Raw genomic sequence first — 20,082 nt, forward strand, 5'->3', positions numbered from 1 at the left:
GGGCGCAAGGGCCACAGCGGTCGAGGCGGTCGGGGCGATGAAGAGGATGCGGGGTCTGCGACCCGGCTGGGGGACTGCCGCGGTCGGCGGCGGTCAGGTGCGGCTCGGGCGAAGAGACGGTGACCGGGGCGCGGACGATGCTGCGGCTGGTTCCCGGCTCACGTGGCGCGGGCCGGCGTGCGGGCCGGCCGGTCCTGCTGGTCAGTTCGGTGTCGGGCGGCCTCCGTTCGCGTGGGGCGCAGTGGGCGCGGCGCTTCGGGACCGGGAGGCGGCGGCCCGCCCGCGAACCGGGGCCGTCCGGTTCGGCGGGGGCGCGGTCGACGCGCGGACGACGAGGTCGACCGGTGGGTCGCTCGCCGGCAGCGGGATCGCGTCCGGGTTCTCGATGGCGTGCACGAGTCGCTTGAGGCCCTCCTGCGCCACGGCGTCGAACCGTTGCGGCACCGTGGTCAGCGGAGGGGTCACATAGGCGGCGACCGGTACGTCGTCGAAACCGACGACGCTGACGTCGTGCGGCACCCGTCGCCCCGCCTCCGCCAGCGCGCGCATGAGACCGATCGCCATGTCGTCGTTGGCGGCGAACACGGCGGTGACGTCGCCGTCCGCGGCCAGCTCACGGCCGGCCGCGTGACCGGACGCGGCCGACCAGTCGCCCTCGACGACCGGCGGCACCGTCCTGCCGTGGGCGGTCAGCGTCGTCCGCCAGCCGTCCAACCGGTCCCGGGCGGCGTACCAGGCCTGCGGACCCGCGAGGTGATGGACCGTCGCGTGGCCGAGGTCCAGCAGGTGTTCGGTCGCCGCCCGGGCCATCAGGTCGGCTCCGTCGCCCGCCGTCAGCACGGTGGGCGCGACCACGGGCGACGGTGCGCCGAGCACCAGGACCGGGACGTCGACGCGCAGGGCGGTGTCGCCGCCCGCCGCCAGCTCGTCGATCGGCTCCGAGACGACGATGCCGTCCACGCCCTGGTCCAGGAGCGAGTCCACGGCGCCCGCGATGCCCGCGGGATCGCCTTCCATCGTGTTGACCACCCGCAGCGCGTATCCCGTGTCCCGGACGACCCGCTCGACACCCATGAGCAGGGAGGCGGGGCCGTACAGGGCGGTGCCGAGCGTCACCACGCCGATCGAGCGGGTACGCCCGGAGGCCAGGGCCCGGGCGGCGTTGTTGCGCCGGTAGCCGAGCTCTTCGGCGGCTTCTAGGACGCGTCGGCGCACATCGGCGGAGACGTACTGCTCGTCGTTGAAGACCCGCGACACCGTCTTCTGCGAGACGCCGGCCAGACGGGCCACATCCACGCTGCGCGGAGCCGGGGAGGCCCCGCCCCGCCCTGTTCCTCGCGTCATGGTCTCTCCCGGTGGCCGTGCGTTCCCACGATGGTGCCAGACGTCCGTTCAGGGCGTCCGCGTCAGGCATCCGCATCAGACGTCCTCCGCATGACTGCGCAGTCATGTCTGCGCTGACATGTCTACGCAGTCATAAGGTGGGCGTCAAGAGGTGGAACCGCATCCGTGACATCGGTCGGCGGTAAGGCGGCCGGCGGTAAGGCGGCCGGCCCGGGAGGTCAGTTCTTCGGCAGGCACTTCTCGAGGGCGTCGATGAGGCGGTCCAGCGCCGGTTCGTCCGCGGAGCGGTCCGTCGTGATCGTGCGGCCGTCGAACCGCAGCGTGTACCGGAACCTGTCCGCGGCGCCCTCGTCCAGCGAGGACGCGGGGACGTCGGCGAGTGCCGGATCCGCGAGCAGGGCGCGCAGCCGCGCGAACTGGGCGGCGGTCGTGCGGTGCACGCCGGACGCTCCCCGGTCGGTGGTGCGGACGGTGCCGTCGCCCCGCAGGACCACCTCGCGGTGCACCCCGGCGAAGCCTCCGCTGATCGTCATCGTCACGAGCTTCCGGCTCTGCCCGGTGACGGTGTCCGAGGGGCTCGCGCCCGCCGGGTCCGAGGCACTCGGGGGGACGGAGACGGAGGCGACGGGCGGGGAGGGGACGGGCGAGACGGACGACGACGGGGCGTCGGAGACCGTCACACCGGCGGTGGCCTCGTCCGTCGACTCCGCGGCCTTCCCGTCGTCCCCGGAGGAGCAGCCGGCCAGCGCCAGCGCCAGTGCGGCCGCGGCCACGCACACGATCGCCGAGCTCCGAGTGTGCACGTAGTCCTCCCTGGGCCTGAGTGCCGTGTGCCTCTGAGTACCCGTCATGCGGCGCCGCCATGCCCGCTCCGGGCGCAGGGGCTCCGTCGCCCGCGCACCGCGGGCATGGGGGCGGCGCGGCCGCCCCGAGCCCCGCCCGGGTGACGGCTGTGTCGCTTGCGGCCGGGGCGGGGGAGCGGGCAGGGTTCCGTTCCGTGGCCACCTTGCTGATCGTTCATCACACCCCCTCGCCGCACTGCCAGGCACTCTTCGAGGCGGTCGTCTCGGGCGCGACGGCCCCGGACATCGCGGGCGTCCGCGTAGAGCGCCGCGCGGCTCTCGCCGCGACCGCCTCGGACGTCCTGGCCGCCGACGCCTTTGTGCTGGGCACTCCCGCCAACCTCGGCTACATGTCCGGCGCGCTCAAGCACTTCTTCGACCAGGTCTACTACCCGTGCCTAGACGCCACCCGCGGCCGCCCCTTCGGTTACTACGTGCACGGCGGGAACGACGTCACGGGCGCGATGCGCGCCATCGAGACCGTCACCACGGGCCTGGGCTGGCGGAGCGCGGCCGAGCCCGTCACCGTCATCGGCGAGCCGGGCAGAAGCGACCTGGAAGCCTGCTGGGAACTGGGGGCGACGCTGGCGGCCGGTGTCATGGACTGACCCGCGCCGGGCCGAGCGCCGGTTCCGGCCCCGCCCGGGCGGCCGGGATCAGTTCCAGAGCGAGAACGTCACGACCCGCCCGGAGTGCGCAGGCCTGTCCTTCGGATAGAAGAGCGTGATCCGGCTGTAGTGCTGCACATGGGGGCGCTTCTTCCACGGCTGCGGGCGGTCCAGCTTCACCACGACCGAGTACCGGTGGAAGTGCCCGGCCGCACAGTACGGAACACAGTCGTTGACGACGTTGACCCCTGTGGCACGCGCCGAGCGGGCACCCCAGCTGCGCCAGTGCAGCGACACGAGACGGCTGTTGCCGTCGCCGCAGGCCAGGATGAAGCGGGCGGGCCGCACCTTGGCGTGTCCGAAGCAGTCGACCAGGACCGGCGGAGGGGCGGGCCGCGCCGCGACGGGCCGCGCCGTCGGCGGCGACGAGGCCGGCGCGGCCGAGACCGAGGCCGAACCGACGCCGGCCGTGAGGCCCAGCGCCGCACAGATCGTGACCACTGTTCGCGTCGTGTGTCGCATGTCCGCTCCCGCCCGTCCGGACAGTGGCGCGCCGGTGTGCCGCGTCCCGCCGGGATCCTCCTCCGACGCTACGACGACGAGCGGAAGGCGACCACTCGAACGGCCCGCAGCCGCTTGGTGCGGCGGCTGCCGCGACCGTCGGCCACGACGGCGATGCGCACCGCTACGGGACGTCCGCCCCGGCCTCCCTGCGCGTTTCCGGCCCGCCGGCGCCCTCGGCGGGGCCGTCCGTGACGATGACGACGATGTCGTCCGTGCCGCTCCAGACCCGTGTGCAGGTCTTGGCCGGATTGAGTCTGACCTGGTGGCCGGCGGGATCGGTGGGGTCGTGACAGCGGTAGCCGATCGCGCACTCCCCCCGCTCGCGCGCCGCCGCCACGACCGTCGCGAAGGAGGCGGCCCGGTCCACCGGAACATAGCGATGTGCCGGACGCAGCCGCAGGGCGCTGCCGCCGGCGGCGAACAGCTCCTCGAACACCGCGGCCAGGCGGCCGTTCTGCGCGACCTGCGCCATGAGCAGCCCCGTCAGCCGGCCGCCGACGACCGCCTCCGAGCCCGGGCCGAGCGGGGCCAGGGCGTGGTTGCGCTCGTCGGCGAGTTCCGCGACCACCGGCGTCCCGATTCCCGACTCCTGCGCCAGCGACCGCAGGACGAGCAGGACGACCAGCGTGCGGTCGTCGGGCCGGCCGGCGCGTTCCCCGCCCTCCGGCCCCAGCACGATGACGCGGTCGTAGGAATCCGGCGCGAGCGCGCGCAGCGACGGGGGGTCGGTCGCGTCGGCGGTGCCGAAGGTCACGGCAAGGCCGCCGGTGCGCTTCGCGGTCCTGCGTGGCTCCGGCAGCGGCGGGGTCGGCGGCGCCTGCTCCGCCGGGTCGGCGACGACATGGAGCACCGAGCCCGGCCGGGCGCCGCGGCGGAAGTGGTCGATCAGGTGAGGCGCACGACGGTTCCAGCCCAGCAGCAGGAAACGTGACGGTTCGTCCACGGCGACGTCGCGCCCGGCCATCGCCGACGGGTCCACGAGATCCCGTCCGTCCTCCCACCGCAGAGGGGCGTCGTCGCGTGCGACGACCAGGAGGCGGTCCCCCGGGGCGAGCACGGTGTGCGGGGGAGGATTGAGCCGGGGAGTGCCGTCGGCTCGCACCAGCCCGGCCACCGCGCCCGTCGCGCAGTCGAGCAGGACGTCGCCGAAACGACGTCCCGCCGGTTCGGGCGGGGCGACGAGGTAGAACTCGTCGCCGTCGAAGTCGAGGAGTTCGCGCAGCACCGGTGTGAGGCCCGGGTGGAGCGCGGACTGCGCGATCAGCCCCGCGGCCGTCCGGTCGGACTCCAGCACCTCGCCTCGCGGGCCCGCGGCCAGCCGCGCCGCCGCCCGGTACCGCTCGTCGCGGACGCAGGCGACCACGGGCGGGCCCGGGTGGGCGCCGAGTACCGCCCGCAGGGCCAGCAGGGTCCGTACCGTCTCGGCGTCCCCCTCGCTCTTGGGGCCGGGCAGCACCAGCACCGAGTGCGCGGATCCCGGACTGACCAGCTTGAGTGCGTCGGGGTCGGCCGTGGAGCCGCTGCGGCAGATCAGCCGCGTCGTGCCGGTGGGGCCGAGCGCGGCGGCGAGCGCCTCCTCCATCTCCGTCTTGTCCCGGTCGGCGAGCACCACCACCGCGCCCCAGCGCTGATGGGCGCGCGCCGCGACCAGCTCGCCGACCACCGTGAACACCTGTTCCGACCAGCCGAGGACCACCGAGTGGCCCGTCTCCACCACCATGGAGCGCCCTCGGCGCAGCTCGGTGATCCGGTCGGTGAGGCCGGAGGTGATCAGGCCGATCAGGGTCGACACGTAGAGCAGGGCCACCAGGCCCAGCAGCAGGGACAGCAGTATCCGCAGCGGAGCGCCGCTCACCGCGCCCAGGCGCAGGGTCTCCGTGCTGACCCGCCACACCGCGGCCAGCCGGCCTGCCATCGAACGGGGCGAGGAGGGGTCCGTCCACACCATCGCCGCGCTCGCCGGGACGACGATGCCCAGGCACGTCACGGCGAGCCAGCCGACCAGCCTGCCGGTGCTGGCGGCCAGCGTGTTGTCGAAGCGGTAGCGCATCCGGTCGCGTAACGAAACCGGACCTCGCCGCTGTCCTTCCACCGCGCCCCCTGTCTTCCACCGTGTTCCGCCGCCGATTCCCGTCGACGTCTGAACTCGCAGGGTGCTGTCCGGCGTGCCGCGACACGCCGTGCGGGCGGCAGCATTCATCCTTTCGGGGCGGTGGGCTCGCCGTCCCGCGGCTGAAAATGTGCGTCGAGCAGGCGGAATCCCCAGAGGGCCATGGTCATTTCCAGCCGAACTCTTGGCAGTCACATGACAAAACTGTGCACCGAGTGCCACCCTGCTGCCGAAGTTCACCATTCCTTCACTCCCGCATCATTGCGGCGCACCGTCCGGCCACCCCCCACCTCCTTCCACCCGCCTGTCGTGCAGCGCTCCGGACCGGCCCACCCCCGCCGGTCCGCCCCACCCCGGTCCCCCTCACGGGCCGACCGTCGCACAGAAGGAGAACCCCTTGCCCCGGCGACACATCCCCACCCTCCGGCGCAGACGCGCCGCCGCCCTCGCACTGACGACCGCCTGCACCCTGCTGACCCTGGGCGCTCCCACGGGAGCCACCGCGGCCCCCGCCGACCCGGGCCCCTCCCGGATCACCGCCGTGCCGCGCGCCGGCGCCGCCGCGACGCCCCTGTCGCCGGCCCGCCGTGCCTCGCTGATCAAGGCGGCGCAGACCGCCGCCGGCGCCACAGCCCGGCGGCTCGCCCTCGGCGCGCAGGAAAAACTGCTCGTCAAGGATGTCGTCCAGGACGCGGACGGCACCACCCACACCCGCTACGAGCGCACCTACGCCGGGCTCCCGGTACTGGGCGGCGACATGGTCGTCCACTCCGCCGACGGCCGGACCACCGTCTCCCGGGCGACCGCGGCCACCGTCAGGGTCGCCTCCCTCACCCCGAAGCTCCCGGCCTCGAGCGCCGCCGGTCAGGCACTGGCCGCCGCGAAGAGCGCCGACGTCGCCGGCGCCTCGACCGGGCGCGCCCCGCGCCTCGTCGTCTGGGCCGCGGCGGGCCGGCCCGTCCTCGCCTGGGAGACCGTCGTCGACGGCGTCCAGGACGACGGCACGCCCAGCGAGCTCCAGGTGGTCACCGACGCGACCACGGGCAAGCGGATCCTCGCCGCCGAGAAGGTCCACACCGGCACCGGCACCGGCCAGTACGTCGGCACGGTTCCCGTCGGCAGCACCCTGGCGGGATCCACGTACCAGCTCACCGACCCCGACCGCGCCGGCCACAAGACCTACGACCTGAACCAGGGCACCTCGGGCACCGGGACCCTCTTCACGGACGACAACGATGTCTGGGGCACCGGTCTGCCCGCCAACCGCCAGACCGCCGGCGTCGACGTGGCCTTCGGCGCCGCGGCGACCTGGGACTACTACAAGGAGGAGTTCGGCCGCAACGGCATCCGCAACGACGGCGTCGCCGCCTACAGCCGCGCTCACTACGGCAACAACTACGTCAACGCCTTCTGGCAGGACAGCTGCTTCTGCATGACCTACGGCGACGGATCGGGCAACACCCACCCGCTGACCGCCCTCGACGTGGCCGCCCACGAGATGAGCCACGGCGTCACCGCCGCCACCGCCAACCTGACCTACTCGGGCGAGTCCGGCGGCCTCAACGAGGCGACCTCCGACATCTTCGCCGCCGCCGTCGAGTTCCACGAGAACCTCGCCGCCGACCCCGGCGACTACCTCGTCGGCGAGAAGATCGACATCAACGGCAACGGCACCCCGCTGCGTTACATGGACAAGCCCTCCAAGGACGGCTCCTCCCGCGACAGCTGGAGCTCCGGCCTGGGCGGCATCGACGTCCACTACTCGTCGGGCCCCGCGAACCACTTCTTCTACCTCCTCTCCGAGGGCAGCGGAGCCAAGACGGTCAACGGCGTGTCCTACGACAGCCCGACCTCCGACGGCCGGCCCGTCACCGGCATCGGCATCGAGAACGCCGCCGCCATCTGGTACCGGGCGCTGACGACGTACATGACCTCGTCGACCGACTACGCGGGCGCGCGCACCGCCACCCTCCAGGCGGCGAGCGACCTGTTCGGGGCGTACAGCCCCACCTACCTCGCCGTCGCCGACGCGTGGGCAGCCATCAACGTGGGCAACCGCATAGCCCTCGGCGTCAACGTCGCCCCCATCGCCGACCAGACCAGCGGGGTCGGCCAGGCGGTGAGCCTCCAGGTGGACGCCTACACCACCAACTCCGGGGCGGGCCTCACCTATGAGGCGACCGGACTGCCCGACGGACTGAGCATCAGCCCGAGCGGACTGATCTCCGGAACGCCGACTTCCCTCGGCAACAGCGACGTCTCCGTCAAGGTGACCGACGCCACCGGCGCGTCCGTCACGGACACCTTCGCCTGGCGGATCGCGTACATCTACGCCAACAGCTCCCGCGTCGACATCCCGGACAACGGCGCCGCAGTCGAGTCCCCGGTCACCATCACGGGCCGCGACGGCAACGCCTCCGCCACCACCTCCGTCTACGTCAACATCGTCCACACCTACCGCGGCGACCTGACCGTCGACCTCGTCGGTCCGAACGGGACCGTCTACTCCCTGCTCAACCGCAGCGGCGGCTCCGCCGACAACGTCGACCAGACCTTCACGGTCGACGCCTCCGCGCAGCCCCTCGACGGCACCTGGAAACTGCGCGTCCAGGACCGCGCGTCGATCGACGTCGGCTACATCCAGCGCTGGCAGCTCACCCCCTGACCGACCCGGATCACACCGCCGCCCGGGTCTCCTCGGACCCGGGCGGCGGTGCGTGCCGTGCGGGCCACGGAGACCACTGACAGGGCACGCCGGAGCAGGCCGCCGACGGCTCACCAGACCGGCACGATCGGGCGGGCGGCGGTGGGGGAGGACAAGGGGCGACGGGTCTCAGTGCCGCCGGGGCGCGGGAACGGCTCCGGCCACGAGCTGCGCCAAGGGCGTGCCGCGCGCCCACAACCGCAGCCGGGGACCGTCGATCAGACAGGTGTGGCCCTCTCGCGCCGCCCAGACCTCGTCCCGGTGCGTGAACGTGCCGCGGTGCACGACCAGACGCAGCGGCGGACCGTCCCGTCCCCGTGGCCGCGCCCGGGCCCGGCAGGAGCAGGCCGCCTCCTCGTCGGGGAGCGGTTCGGCCACGGGACGGAACGCCACGTCGAGCGTCCGGCCCCGGCCGTCGCGGGCGACGAGGTGGGGGGCGTCGTGCCGTGCGGGCGACGACACCCGCCAGCCGTCCCGCCGGAGCATCCTGGCCACGGCGAGCACCAGCGCGGGCATGTCCAGCTCCGCCAGCTCCTGGGCCGTGTAGTACCCGCCTCGCAGCCGGGCGGGCCGACGCGAGCGGCGGCGTACGACCGCGCACACGACCGCGAGCGGCGCCAGGGCCAGCGCACCCGCGGGCCGGCCGAGGGCACGGCAGAGCAGGGCCAGTCCCGCGAGGCTCGCGCCCGCGAGGGCGAGCAGGACGGTCAGGGCGGGCAACACCTCGCGCAGCCGGGGCCCGTAGCGGCCCGACGCACGCAGCTCACGCACGGTCCGGCGGCGGCGCGCCCACGCCGACTCGCGGGCCCGCGCACGCTCCCGTCCACGTGCCATCAGGGCCGGCCCCCCTACCCTCCGCACAACGACGTGCAGGGGGTGGATACCCGGCCCGTCTGGGTATTGCGCCCGAAAGACCCTTTTCCGCCACGTCTTGGCCGAAGACCGCCCGGCCGGTCCGCCGCCGCCCCTTCTGGCCCCCGGGCGACGGGCCGTTGTCAGTGGGGGGTGACAAGCTGCCGGTCATGGACGAGGTCGAGTTCTTGCGGGGCCGGGTCTACGGAGCCGACCACGAGGACGCGGGCCCCCGCCCGGAGCGCGCGTACGCGCAACTGGTGGGCGGTCCGCTGGACGGGCTGCTGCTGGACGTCACGGAGCGAACGGAGGAGGAGCTGCGCGAGGTGGCGCTGATCACGGAGATAGGCCGCTACGGGCCGGGCGGCCACGCTCTGTACGCCCGGCGCGAAGGCGACGGCGGCCGTCTCGACTGGCTCGGCGACGCCCCGGGCGTCCCCTGAGGCGAGCGCCACCGTGACCGTCGCGCTCGGCGGGATTCCGGCCCGGCACCGGAACGATGGCTTCCATCGCCCGTGAATGATCAAATGTGCGAATGCCGACAGGATCCGCCCCCGCCCCGCCCGTGACCGCCGCGCCGACGACTCGTCATGGCTGGCACAAGCTCCTCATCGGACTCTTCCTGCTCGGGCGCGTGGCGCGCGTCCCGGCGGCGGTCGACGCCTCCACGGGCGGCACGCCGTCCGGCTGGTGGCTCGTGGTGTGGGAGGTGCTCGCCCTCGTGCTGGCCGCCTTCGCCGTGAGCGAGTGGGAGATCCTCGCGGCGACGTCCTGGCGCATGTCCGTGTCCCAGTGGATCTGCCTGGTTCTCTTCCATGTCGGTCTGATCGGTTTCCTGACCTCCGTCCTCTTTCAGCTCCTCTAGCTTCCAGCTCCTCTGGCTTCCAGCGCCTTTCGTCGCGCCCGGCAGCCTGCCTGCGTCGCGCCCGGCAGTCCTCCGCCGCTGGGGAGTGCCCTCCGCCGTTCCCGGCCGCCTCGGTCCGGAGAGCGGCGGGCGCAGGGCGGGCAAGGTGGGCAGGGCGGGCGAATCATTCGTTCGATCGTACGAACATGGCTTCGGCAGGGTTACTTCTGCATCCTGAGCTTGATAGGAAACTTTCCTGTCAGTTGCCCGCAGAAACACCCCCCACTCCTCACCTGGAGCCACTGTGGTGCACACATCCCGGCCGGCCGGCGGTCCCACCCCCGCCACGCGCCGCCTCTTCCTCGCTCTCACCGGCGCCGTGGCTGCCGCCCCGCTCCTCGGCGCCCCGCAGGCCATGGCGGCCCCCGCCGCGAAGGGCCTCGACGACCCGGCGAAGAAGGAGATCGCCATGAAACTGGTGTCGAGCGCGGAGAACTCCTCGCTCGACTGGAAGGCCCAGTACCAGTACATCGAGGACATCGGCGACGGGCGCGGCTACACCGCCGGCATCATCGGATTCTGCTCGGGCACCGGCGACATGCTCGATCTCGTGGAGCTCTACACCGACCGCGCCCCCGGCAACGTCCTCGCGAAGTACCTGCCCGCCCTGCGGGCGGTCGACGGCACCGACTCGCATGCGGGCCTCGACCCGGACTACCCCGGGGACTGGCGCAAGGCAGCCCGGGACGGCGCTTTCCAGCAGGCGCAGAACGACGAACGCGACCGGGTCTACTTCGACCCCGCGGTCCGCCAGGGCAAGACCGACGGACTGCGCGCCCTGGGCCAGTTCGCCTACTACGACGCCCTCGTCATGCACGGCGACGGCACCGACCCCACGGGCTTCCGCAGCATCCGCAAGCGCGCGCTCGCCAAGGCGAAGCCGCCGGCTCAGGGCGGCGGCGAGACGGCGTACCTGAACGCCTTCCTCGACGCCCGCGTCTGGGCCATGAAACAGGAGGAGGCGCACAGCGACACCAGCCGCGTCGACACCGCCCAGCGCGTCTTCCTGCGCAAGGGCAACCTCGACCTCGAACCGCCGCTGGACTGGAAGGTGTACGGGGACAGCTACCACCTCGGCTGACGGCGAGAGGTGTCGCGAACACCTCCGTGCTCCTGTCCCGACTTCGCCCCGGCCCGCCCCGCGCCCACCGCGACGGCCGGCCGGGGCGCCGGGCGGGGCCGCGACGGCCGGCCGCGTGCGTGAGGCGGCTGGGGCGTAGGTGGTGGGCCAGCGGGTAGCCGGGAGGATATGAACGGGGTAGCAACGAAGGCGGTCCGGATGGCACCTGTCCCGCCCGACCAGGGATCCTCCTCGCCCGACGGGGCCCCTGCCGAGACGACGGTGGCCCTGGACGGCAAAGACGGCTGCATCGCCCGGGCGCGGCAGTTGACCGGCGAGTTCCTCACCCATGTCCAGCGCAGGGAGGGCCTGACCGTGTCCGCCCGGGCCATGGATCTCTCCCAGCTCGTGGTGAGCGAGCTGGTGACCAACGCCCTCAGACACGCGCCCGGGCCGGTTCTGCTCCAGTTGCGCATCGCCGGCGCCGCCGTGGAGATCGTCGTCTGGGACAGCGACCCGGTGCTTCCGGCCCCCCGCGCACCGGACCCGACGCGGGTGGGCCAGCACGGCCTGGAGATCGTCAGGGCCGTGGCCGATGCCTTCGCCGTCACCCGGGAGCCGATCGGCAAGCGCATCGTCGCCCGACTGGGCCTGACGGAGGGGCGCTGAACGCGTCCCGGCGGCGCCCTGTCCGATGAGGACGGCCTTCTGGGCGGAGCACGCGGAACTCGTCGTCCTCCGGGGCGTCAGGTGCACCGGGAACGAACGACCGGGGCGGCTCACCCCAGGAGAGGATGCGCGTCGACGACGCCGAACGCCGTCCTGCCCAGGACGAGCACCCCGTCGGACAGCGGCGTGCAGCGCACGCCCCCTTTTCCGCGCAGCGCCCGCTGCGCACCGGGCCCCACGGTGACGTCCATCCACGCGCAGGGGCGCGCCGGGCGGTTCACGGCGAAGGACACCGGGCCCGCCGGACCGTTGAGCACGATCGTCGAGCCCACCAGGGAGTCGATGTCGACGCCGCGCAGCAGGACGTTCCGGCGGGTGTGCCGCAGACCGACGGCCGGGTCGATGTGCCGGGGCAGGTGCTCCGCGGCCATGAAGGTCACCGAGGCGTCCTTGTGCGCCGGGCGGCCGTAGTACCGGTCGCCGACCAGACCGAGACCGCGGCGCACCCGCACGGACGGCGTCGACTCGTCCTGCGGGCCGTCCGCCGGGCCGTCCGCCGGGCGCCCCGCGAGCCGGTGCGACGGCGAGACCAGCAGTTCCACGATCTCGATCTCGGTCATGGGCGCACTGTAGTCCGGGCGCCGAGCGTGCTCGCCCGACTCGTGTCAGGGCCGCAGCGCGAGCGTGGAGCAGTTGGACGCGGCGGGCTTGCCGTCGAGCCGGTCGGCCAGCCAGGCGATCGCCTCGCCCTGGTCCACGAGGAGCGGTGCGAAGTGGTTGATCAGCGCCCGGCCCACACCGGGCAGGATCACCGGCTTGTACGTGACGTCGGCGCCCTTGGCGCACCACGCGACGGCCAGGGCCCGGGCCTGCACGTGCGGCACCAGGTCGTCGGCGGTGCCGGTCGCCACCCGCACCGGCGACGCCGGCCGACGGGTCCCGATGCGCTGGTCGGCCAGGAACGCCTTGAGCGCCGGTTCCGAGGCGACGACATCGCTGAGGGAACGTCCGTCCGTGGTCCAGGCCGTGCTGCGGGCCGAGTTGTAGGAGAGCAGGGCGTCGCCCACGCACATCGTCGACAGGTCCTTGAGAGCGGCCCGGCCGGCCGCGTTGAGGTGGGCTTCGGCGATGGGCACGAGCGCCGGGTCGGACTGCAGGAAGCCGTTCACCGACCAGCCCAGCGCGCCGGCCAGGTCGCTGCCGTCGATGGCCTCGGTGACGGCGACCAGGTCGGCGGGCGGGGCTCCGGCGTAGGTGCCGGCGAGCACGATGTCGGGAGCGTAGGAGGGTTGCAGTTCGGCGGCGGCCGCGGTGGCTCCGCCGCCCTGGCTGTAGCCGAAGAGCGCCACCCGTGAGCCGGCGGTGAGCGAGGCGCCGTCGAGGGAGCGGGCCGCGCGGACGGCGTCCAGGACGGCATGGGCCTCGTCGACCCGGTTGACATAGGTGTGCAGCCGGTCCGTCGAGCCGAGGCCCGCGTAGTCGGTGACCACGACGGCGACGCCCCGGGCGAGGAGCCGGTAGATCGCCAGGTCCTCGTAACCGACGGACAGGGTCTGCCCGTTGACCACGAGCGGGTGTTCGAGGCCGAGGGAGGCGGCGCACTGGTCGCCCTGGCCCAGCGTGCCGGGGGCCAGGGCGACCAGCGGCCGCGCCCCCCTGCCCCTCCAGCGGGCCGACGGTTCGATGTAGGCGCCGGTGACCGCCATGGGCCGGCCGGCGGAGTCGGTGGACTTGTACATCAGGCGGGTCGCCGTGCCGGGCAGCGGTCCTTCGACGCCCGGCAGGCTCAACGCGAGGGGAAGAGGCTCGGAGCGCACCAGCGCTCCGTCGGCCGCGGGCAGCGTGGCGGGCGGATCGTAGAACGGGGGGATGGTGACGCCGCGGGAGACCACGGCGTCCGACGTGAGCAAGGCGTGGGCGGGTACGGCGGTGACGCCGAGGCAGACGGCAGCGGTGACGGCTGCCGCCAGCAGGCGGGTGGGGGCGGGCATGGCGGACCTCCGGAGAGGGGAGGGCCGAGCCTTCGTCTGCGGCTCGGACGGCGGACGGTCCGGTGGGGTGCGGACCGTGACGACCGAGCGGTACGAGGCCGCGGTCGCCCACCGCCGCCCGTACCGCTCTTAGACGATCTGTCAGGACGGTAGCGAGGGCAGGGTTACCAGGGGTAGCGGCCGTCAGGTTACGTTTCGGTAATATGACTGACCGGTAGTAAGTCCGAACACTGCGCCGCGACGATCACGCTCATGACCCAGATCGTTCAGAAGCGGACCATCAGCGGCAGTTCCCGTCAAAACAAGCCCCCGCGGTCGTCTGTCGCTAGCGTCCCGAGCCATGAACACCGACCGCGCGCGCGGCCCGCGACTGGGCGACGCCGCTCCACCGAGCCACCCCCCTGTGCCGCCGCCCGGCACCCATCACTCGCCGACCCAGACGGTGACCGCCGGCGACAACAACAAGATCACGCAGAAGAACACCTCGCTGAAGTTCTCGATCCCGGTCGTCGGGCCCCTGCTCAGCCTGGCGTACGGCCATCCGCTGGTGGCCGGTCTCATGGCCGTCGTGCTCGTCGGGGGAGGGGGCGCGGCGGTGAGCGCGGCCCTGCCCGACTCGACTCCCTCGCCGTCGACTTCGCTCGTGCGCGGCTTCGTGATGCAACGCTCCGACGGTCAGAAGGCCGCCGTCGGCTACGACTTCACCCACTCGCCGCCCGTGGTCGCCGACTCCGGCACGGACGCCCTCTACGTCCAGAGCGGCTTCCTGATGTCCACCGACGGCAAGCTGGCCGAGTGGAGCACCTCGGAGGTGCCCACGGCGGAGGGCTGCCGCAAGGCCGTCTCGGAACACCCGACGCGCGAGGCCTCCGTGGCCGTCACGTACGTGATGTGCTACCTCGACCGCAACGGAGACCCCGGCTACATCTCCATCACCGGCACCGACGACAAGTCGGTCACGATCGACACCGCCCACCTGGGCTGACCCGCGCCGAGGGGCCGATCTCTCGCCCGGTCCGACCGGCCCACCGCCCGACCGACCCGTCCACGCGGTGTGGTTGACTGCCTCCGTGCTGCACGAGTCGGTCTTCCGCACCACGGACCTGCCGGTGGGCGCCCGCTTCGAGGCGTGGACGGAGCGCATGGGCCAGACCCACGCCCCCATGCAGCTCGTCAGCGACCGCACCGCGGACTACCGGGGCCACCAACGCGTGATCGGGCTGGGCGACGTGACCGTGTGGCCGGCCACCTTCGATCAACTGGTCTTCCGCCGGACGCCGAAGCTCATCCGCCGGTCCGACCCCGAGTCCTACCACCTGTCCCTGCTGCTGAAGGGCGAGGGAGCCGCCGACTGGGGCAGGCAGCGGACCGCCTACCGGGTCCACGACTTCCACACCAACTCCTCCTCCCGGGCCGGTGAGATGCTCACCGGCTCCGACCCCGTCACCATCGTGGGCGTCGAGGTTCCACGCGCTCTCGTGGCCGTGCCGGCACACCGCGCGGACCGCGTCCTGGGCAGCCTCATCTCGGGGCGGGAGGGAGTCGGCGCCCTGCTGGCGCAGTTCCTCCTGCACCTGGTCTCGGACACCTCCGTCTACGAGCCGTCCGACGCGCCCCGGCTGGGCACCGTCGTCACGGACCTGGTCACGGCCGCCTTCGCGCACGCCGTCGACGCCGACCTGCGGCTGCCGCCGGAGACGCAGAGCCGCACACTCACTCTCCGCGTCAAGGCGTTCATCCGCCGGCACCTCGACGACCCCGACCTGACCCCCGCCGGGATCGCCGCCGCGCACCACATCTCCCGCAGCTATCTGTACCGGCTGTTCCAGGCCGAAGGCCTCACGGTCGCCTCCTACATCCGCCACCAGCGACTGGCCAACGCCCGCCGGGAGCTCGCCGACCCCCGCCTGCGCGCCCTGCCCATCCACGCCGTGGCCGCCCGCTGGGGCTTCCCGCGCGCCGCCGAGTTCACCCGGGCCTTCCGCACGGCCTACGGCCTCCCGCCCAGCGAACTGCGCGAACAGGCACTCGCCGAGAGATGCGACGCGGCCTCGCCCGGCACCGTGGTGGACGCTGTGCCAAGCGGTCGTGGACGGTCCGCCAACGACATCCCGGGCGCCTCTCCCGCATCCTGGTGATCACCGCGGTACACACCCGCGCAGTCCAGCCGTGCCAGGACGACAGGGGAGCCCTGGCACGGCACGGGCACAGTGCCGCCCCGTCGCACACGGTGCCTGCACCGTCCCGTCGCACACCGTCCCTTCGACGCCTTCCGCGTCGTCCTGGACGCCTCACGTCCTCCTTGTACGGCGTCGCTCTTCTCCCGCCGCCGGCGAGGTCGCCCGTGGCTGATCGAGTGGTGACGGTCCGGCGGCGGGCGTACCGTCGAACGGTGGACCCGACAGTGGACAGAACCGTTCGCTGACCTCTCCCGAGGGCCCGCCTCCGCGCGGGCTACACGCCATGAGCAGCGTTCCCCAGCCCACCTCAGCGCCCCGGACCACCACCCGACAGGGCGGTGGGGGAAACGCCATGGCGCTGCTGGTCATCGCCTCGTGTCAGCTGATGGTGGTCCTGGACATCACCATCGTGAACATCGCCCTGCCGCACATCCAGCGCTCCCTGGACTTCTCCACCACGAGCCTGGCCTGGGTGGTGAATGCCTACACGCTCACCTTCGGCGGACTGCTGCTGCTCGGCGGCCGGACCGGCGACATCCTGGGCCGACGGCGGATGTTCGTCTGCGGGGTGCTGCTCTTCGTGCTCGCCTCCCTGCTCGGCGGACTCGCCCAGAACGAGGCCCAGCTCCTCGCCGCACGCGCCCTGCAGGGCGTCGGCGGCGCCATCGCCTCCCCGACCGCGCTCTCCCTCGTCAGCACCACCTTCCGCGAAGGGCCCGAACGCAACCGGGCCTTCGGGGTGTTCGCCGCCGTCTCGGCAGGCGGCGGCGCGATCGGCCTGCTCGCGGGCGGGATGCTCGTCGAGTGGCTGAACTGGCGCTGGGTGCTGTTCGTCAACGTCCCGATCGGGCTGCTGATCGCCCTCGCCGCACCCCGCTGGATCAAGGAGTCCGAACGGCATCCCGGGCACTTCGACATCACCGGCGCGCTGACCTCCACGGTGGGCATGGTGCTGCTGGTGTACGGGTTCATCAGAGCGGCGCAGGAGGGGTGGCGGGACCCTGTCACCCTCGCCTCGTTCGCCGCGGCCGTCGTCGTCCTCGCGCTGTTCGTCCTGGTCGAGAGGCGTTCGAGGCAGCCGATCACACCGCTCCACATGTTCGCCGACCGCAACCGGGCCGGCACGTACGGCATCATGCTGTGTCTGGCCGCCGCGATCTTCGGCATGTTCTTCTTCCTCACGCTCTTCGTGCAGAACGTGCTCGGCTTCAGCCCGCTCGCGGCGGGGTTCGCCTTCCTGCCGGTCAGCGCGGTGATCGCGGTCGGCGCCGGGCTGGCCTCACGGTTTCTGCCCCGGTACGGCCCGAAGCCCTTCATGGTGGCGGGCGCGGTGCTGGCGGCAGGAGGCCTGTCCTGGCTGACCCTGGCGGACGTGCACTCCACGTACGCGGGCAGCGTCCTCGGCCCGATGCTCGTGTTCAGCCTCGGCATGGGCATGGAGTTCGTCTCCCTCACGCTGATGGCGCTGTCCAACGTCTCCCCACGGGAGACCGGCGCGGCCTCCGGACTGCTCAACGCCACCCAGCAGGTGGGCGGTTCGCTCGGCCTGTCCATCCTGGTCACCATGTACGGCACGGCCAGCCGCAACGAGGCGGGCCGGCAGATCCCCGACTTCCTGGCGCAGGCGACCCCGGCCGAGCGTCTGCGCTTCCGGCGCACCGGCCTGCTCCCCGCACCCTGGTCCGACGAGATCCTCACCGCGGGCGTCACGGCGGCCTTCGTCATGGCGGCGATCTTCACGGTGCTGGCCGCGCTGATCGCGGTCCTGGTGATCCAGGTCCGCCCCTCGGACCTGGAACGCCTCAAGGGCGGCTCGTCCCCCGGCGGAGTCTGAGCGCCGACCCGGGCGATCACCTGCCCGTCGTCCTGCCGCGCGTCACTCTCACTCACGCCGCCACGGGGGTTTGCCGCCGGAGTGAGGGGCAACGCGATGTCCATGACTGAACCGAACAGGAAGACGAACGAAGAGTCCGAGGCGAAGCAGGCGACGGCCGCCAAGGCCCGACGCTCCGCTGCCAAGGCCACCGCTCCGGCCTCCCGGGCCGCGAAGGGCGCCGCGACGAAGACGACCGACGCCGCTTCCGCCGCCAGGAACGGAGTCGAGCGCACGGCCGAGGCGACGTCCGGGGCCGTGCAGAGCGCGGCCCAGGGCGCCGTACGGGGCGTCGAGGCGAGCCGTCAGGCGATCGTGACGACGTCGGGTCATGTCGCCGCGACCGCCAGGACGGCGTGGACGGTCATCGCCCACCGGAAGCTGGTCGCCGCCGGTGCCGCCGCCGGTCTCTCGGCGCTGACCGCTGCCTCCTACGCCGTGGGCCGCCGTTCCGGCCGTCACACGCACGGCCCGCTCACCCGGCTCACCGGCGGCCGTATCTGACCCTGCGGTCGCCTCGGCAGGACGGCCCCCGGCGCACCGCGCCGGGGGCCGGGCCGTACGGGGCCGGTGCCGAGGGCGGGGCCGGGCGCGGCGTCGTCCCCGTCATCGACGAGGCTGCGGCGTGCGCCGTCCGCGGCGGGGCCTTCCGGTCTCGCTCAGCGCACCGGGAAGCCGAAGGAGTAGCCCTGCTGCTTCAGCCACGGAAGCACCTCGCGCAGGGCGGCCACGGTCTCGGACCGGTCGCCGCCCGCGTCGTGGAAGAGGATGGTCGGGCCGTTGCCGACCTCGCTCTTGACGGTGGCGACGATGGCGGCGGAGCCCGGCTTCTCGAAGTCCTTGGTGTCGACGTTCCAGCCCAGCGGCCGCATCCCGCGTGAGGCGGCGAGTTCACGGCTGTAGGGGGTGAAGGCGCCGCCCGGCGCCCGGTAGTACATCGGCCGGACGCCTCCGGAGGCCTCGGTGATCATGCGTTCGGCGTCCAGGATCTGCTGCGACTGGTACGCGTCGGGCTTCTTGTCCATCGAGGTGTCGTGCGACACGGTGTGGTCGCACAGCCGGTGACCGTCCGCCACCACTGCCCTGACCAGGTCCGGGTGGGCCTTGGCCTGCGTGCCCACCATGCAGAACGTCGCCTTCACGCCGTTCTCCCGCAGCACCTTCAGCACCTCCGGCGTCCATGTCGGGTCCGGCCCGTCGTCCACGGTGATGTTGACGCCCCGGGCGCCGTGGTCGGAGGCGTGGACGATGTCCACCGACACCTTCTTCACCGGGACCGAGCCGGGCCTGCCCGGGGAGGGGCTCGCCGACACGCCCGCCCCTGCCTGCGCACCGGTGGCGGGACCGGCCTGCGCGGTCCACACCGAGGTGACGGCCGCCACCGTCGTCACTCCGATCGCCGCCGCGAATACCCGGCCGTACCAACCCCGCCCGCCATGCCGCGCCATGTCTGCCCTGTCCTCGTCGAGTCCGTGTCTCCCGTGCAGTTGTCAGGACGACGAACGGACGCCGAGGGATCCGCCTGTTACCGATTGCGGACACTTCCGCGGGAGTTCGGGGACGTACGAGGGGCGAGCACGGCGAACGCGGCCGCTCGCGACGCCGCCCCGGAGAGGCCCGACGTCGCGGTGCGGGCGCGCCGCCGCGTACCGCAGAGCGGTGCCCGCGGGTGTCACCAGGTGTGCGCGACGTCCACCACCAGATGGCCGGCCTGGCGCAGCACCCGGAAGGGCAGGTGTGCGCGCACGCCGAGCCCGAACTGCGTGACGCCCTCGAAGCTTCCGGCGTAGCGGGTGTCCCGGAAGGTGCGGTATCCGGTGAGGTCCACGCCCGGCAGGGGCTGCGCGACCCGCCCCGGGTAGGTGGAGGCGCCGGTGTCGACGTCGTAGGCGGGGGCGTGGACCCGGACTTCCAGGATCGCCCCGCCGCCGACGGGGATGGGGCGGCCCGAGCCGTCCTGGTAGAGCTGGTCGACGTACCCGACGGAGAAGCCGAGTCGGTCGGCGCTCGCGCCGGGCACGTCGACGACGAACCGGTCGTAGCAGTCGTGGCGGCCGGTGCGCACGTTCGTCACCGGCGCGGTCGTGGCGGCCGGGTACGACTCGTCCAGGCTGCCCCAGCCGGTGGGGCACACGACGGCGGCGGTGCGTGCCGCGGCGGCCGGTGCGGCCACCGCGGGCGCCGCGGACGCGCCGAGCGCGGCGGTGAGCAGGGTGGCGGTGGCCCAGACGGTTCTGCTTCGCATCATGGTCTCCCCCGAGGGATGTGCGTGTCGGACATCTACTGAGACAACCGGAACGCCCCGCGGGTTGCACCGTTTTTCGCCTCGGGATGCCCGAACGTGTCCGTGCCCCCGGCCGCCGGCATCGGCCGGGGACACG

At 73.1% G+C, this 20,082-nt stretch carries 19 protein-coding genes; 10 read left to right on the forward strand and 9 right to left on the reverse strand.

Annotation, left to right across the window (positions count from 1 at the left end; translation table 11 throughout):
* Window positions 1–201 precede the first annotated feature (201 nt).
* On the reverse strand, window positions 202–1,344 hold the full coding sequence (locus IE239_RS28445) for a LacI family DNA-binding transcriptional regulator (protein WP_190152272.1): 1,143 nt from the start codon (window positions 1,342–1,344) through the stop codon (window positions 202–204).
* 218 nt (window positions 1,345–1,562) lie between these two features.
* Window positions 1,563–2,147, reverse strand: a complete 585-nt coding sequence (locus IE239_RS28450; protein ID WP_229878362.1) for a hypothetical protein — start codon at window positions 2,145–2,147, stop codon at window positions 1,563–1,565.
* 194 nt (window positions 2,148–2,341) lie between these two features.
* Here IE239_RS28450 and IE239_RS28455 point away from each other — a divergent pair, with 194 nt between their 5' ends.
* Window positions 2,342–2,794, forward strand: a complete 453-nt coding sequence (locus tag IE239_RS28455) for a flavodoxin family protein (RefSeq protein ID WP_190152273.1) — start codon at window positions 2,342–2,344, stop codon at window positions 2,792–2,794.
* A 48-nt stretch (window positions 2,795–2,842) separates the two neighbouring features.
* Here the strand turns inward: IE239_RS28455 and IE239_RS28460 are convergent, their stop codons facing one another.
* Window positions 2,843–3,316, reverse strand: a complete 474-nt coding sequence (locus IE239_RS28460; protein WP_190152274.1) for a hypothetical protein — start codon at window positions 3,314–3,316, stop codon at window positions 2,843–2,845.
* Window positions 3,317–3,479: 163 nt separating this feature from the next.
* Window positions 3,480–5,408, reverse strand: a complete 1,929-nt coding sequence (locus IE239_RS28465; protein WP_190152275.1) for a CASTOR/POLLUX-related putative ion channel — start codon at window positions 5,406–5,408, stop codon at window positions 3,480–3,482.
* A gap of 457 nt (window positions 5,409–5,865) precedes the next feature.
* Here IE239_RS28465 and IE239_RS28470 point away from each other — a divergent pair, with 457 nt between their 5' ends.
* Window positions 5,866–8,133 carry a M4 family metallopeptidase gene (locus IE239_RS28470; protein WP_190152276.1) on the forward strand — a complete coding sequence of 756 codons (2,268 nt, stop codon included), beginning with the start codon at window positions 5,866–5,868 and terminating at the stop codon, window positions 8,131–8,133.
* 168 nt (window positions 8,134–8,301) lie between these two features.
* Here IE239_RS28470 and IE239_RS28475 read toward each other — a convergent pair whose 3' ends face one another.
* The gene (locus tag IE239_RS28475) at window positions 8,302–9,006 is read right to left on the reverse strand and encodes a hypothetical protein (RefSeq protein WP_229878363.1); all 705 of its coding nucleotides are present in this window, start codon (window positions 9,004–9,006) and stop codon (window positions 8,302–8,304) included.
* 188 nt (window positions 9,007–9,194) lie between these two features.
* Here IE239_RS28475 and IE239_RS28480 point away from each other — a divergent pair, with 188 nt between their 5' ends.
* The 4 genes from IE239_RS28480 (at window position 9,195) to IE239_RS28495 (ending at window position 11,657) form a co-directional block, all read left to right on the forward strand.
* Window positions 9,195–9,467, forward strand: a complete 273-nt coding sequence (locus tag IE239_RS28480; RefSeq protein WP_190152277.1) for a hypothetical protein — start codon at window positions 9,195–9,197, stop codon at window positions 9,465–9,467.
* A gap of 92 nt (window positions 9,468–9,559) precedes the next feature.
* Window positions 9,560–9,889 (forward strand): hypothetical protein, encoded by a 330-nt coding sequence (locus IE239_RS28485; RefSeq protein WP_190152278.1) that lies wholly within the window; start codon window positions 9,560–9,562, stop codon window positions 9,887–9,889.
* Between the two features lie 283 nt (window positions 9,890–10,172).
* Window positions 10,173–11,009 carry a chitosanase gene (locus IE239_RS28490; RefSeq protein WP_190152279.1) on the forward strand — a complete coding sequence of 279 codons (837 nt, stop codon included), beginning with the start codon at window positions 10,173–10,175 and terminating at the stop codon, window positions 11,007–11,009.
* 198 nt (window positions 11,010–11,207) lie between these two features.
* Window positions 11,208–11,657, forward strand: a complete 450-nt coding sequence (locus IE239_RS28495) for an ATP-binding protein (RefSeq protein WP_229878364.1) — start codon at window positions 11,208–11,210, stop codon at window positions 11,655–11,657.
* Window positions 11,658–11,767: 110 nt separating this feature from the next.
* Here IE239_RS28495 and IE239_RS28500 read toward each other — a convergent pair whose 3' ends face one another.
* Window positions 11,768–12,277: a molybdenum cofactor biosysynthesis protein gene (locus tag IE239_RS28500; RefSeq protein WP_190152281.1), complete on the reverse strand. Its 510-nt coding sequence runs from the start codon at window positions 12,275–12,277 to the stop codon at window positions 11,768–11,770.
* 45 nt (window positions 12,278–12,322) lie between these two features.
* Complete coding sequence (locus IE239_RS28505) at window positions 12,323–13,648, reverse strand: alpha/beta fold hydrolase (protein WP_190152282.1); 1,326 nt, start codon at window positions 13,646–13,648, stop codon at window positions 12,323–12,325.
* A 340-nt stretch (window positions 13,649–13,988) separates the two neighbouring features.
* Between IE239_RS28505 and IE239_RS28510 the strand changes: the two genes are divergently transcribed.
* From IE239_RS28510 to IE239_RS28525, 4 genes are all read left to right on the forward strand, one after another.
* Window positions 13,989–14,633, forward strand: a complete 645-nt coding sequence (locus tag IE239_RS28510; protein WP_190152283.1) for a hypothetical protein — start codon at window positions 13,989–13,991, stop codon at window positions 14,631–14,633.
* 85 nt (window positions 14,634–14,718) lie between these two features.
* Entirely contained in the window at window positions 14,719–15,786 is a 1,068-nt protein-coding gene (locus IE239_RS28515) for a helix-turn-helix domain-containing protein (protein WP_190152284.1), read from the forward strand.
* Window positions 15,787–16,111: 325 nt separating this feature from the next.
* Complete coding sequence (locus IE239_RS28520; protein ID WP_373308159.1) at window positions 16,112–17,662, forward strand: MFS transporter; 1,551 nt, start codon at window positions 16,112–16,114, stop codon at window positions 17,660–17,662.
* A gap of 96 nt (window positions 17,663–17,758) precedes the next feature.
* The gene (locus tag IE239_RS28525; protein ID WP_190152285.1) at window positions 17,759–18,205 is read left to right on the forward strand and encodes a hypothetical protein; all 447 of its coding nucleotides are present in this window, start codon (window positions 17,759–17,761) and stop codon (window positions 18,203–18,205) included.
* 155 nt (window positions 18,206–18,360) lie between these two features.
* Here the strand turns inward: IE239_RS28525 and IE239_RS28530 are convergent, their stop codons facing one another.
* Window positions 18,361–19,149: a polysaccharide deacetylase family protein gene (locus IE239_RS28530; protein ID WP_190152286.1), complete on the reverse strand. Its 789-nt coding sequence runs from the start codon at window positions 19,147–19,149 to the stop codon at window positions 18,361–18,363.
* A 224-nt stretch (window positions 19,150–19,373) separates the two neighbouring features.
* Complete coding sequence (locus IE239_RS28535; RefSeq protein WP_190152287.1) at window positions 19,374–19,949, reverse strand: AMIN-like domain-containing (lipo)protein; 576 nt, start codon at window positions 19,947–19,949, stop codon at window positions 19,374–19,376.
* Between the last annotated feature and the right edge of the window lie 133 nt (window positions 19,950–20,082).

The sequence above is a fragment of the Streptomyces humidus genome (assembly GCF_014649655.1).
GTDB classification, from domain to species: domain Bacteria; phylum Actinomycetota; class Actinomycetes; order Streptomycetales; family Streptomycetaceae; genus Streptomyces; species Streptomyces humidus.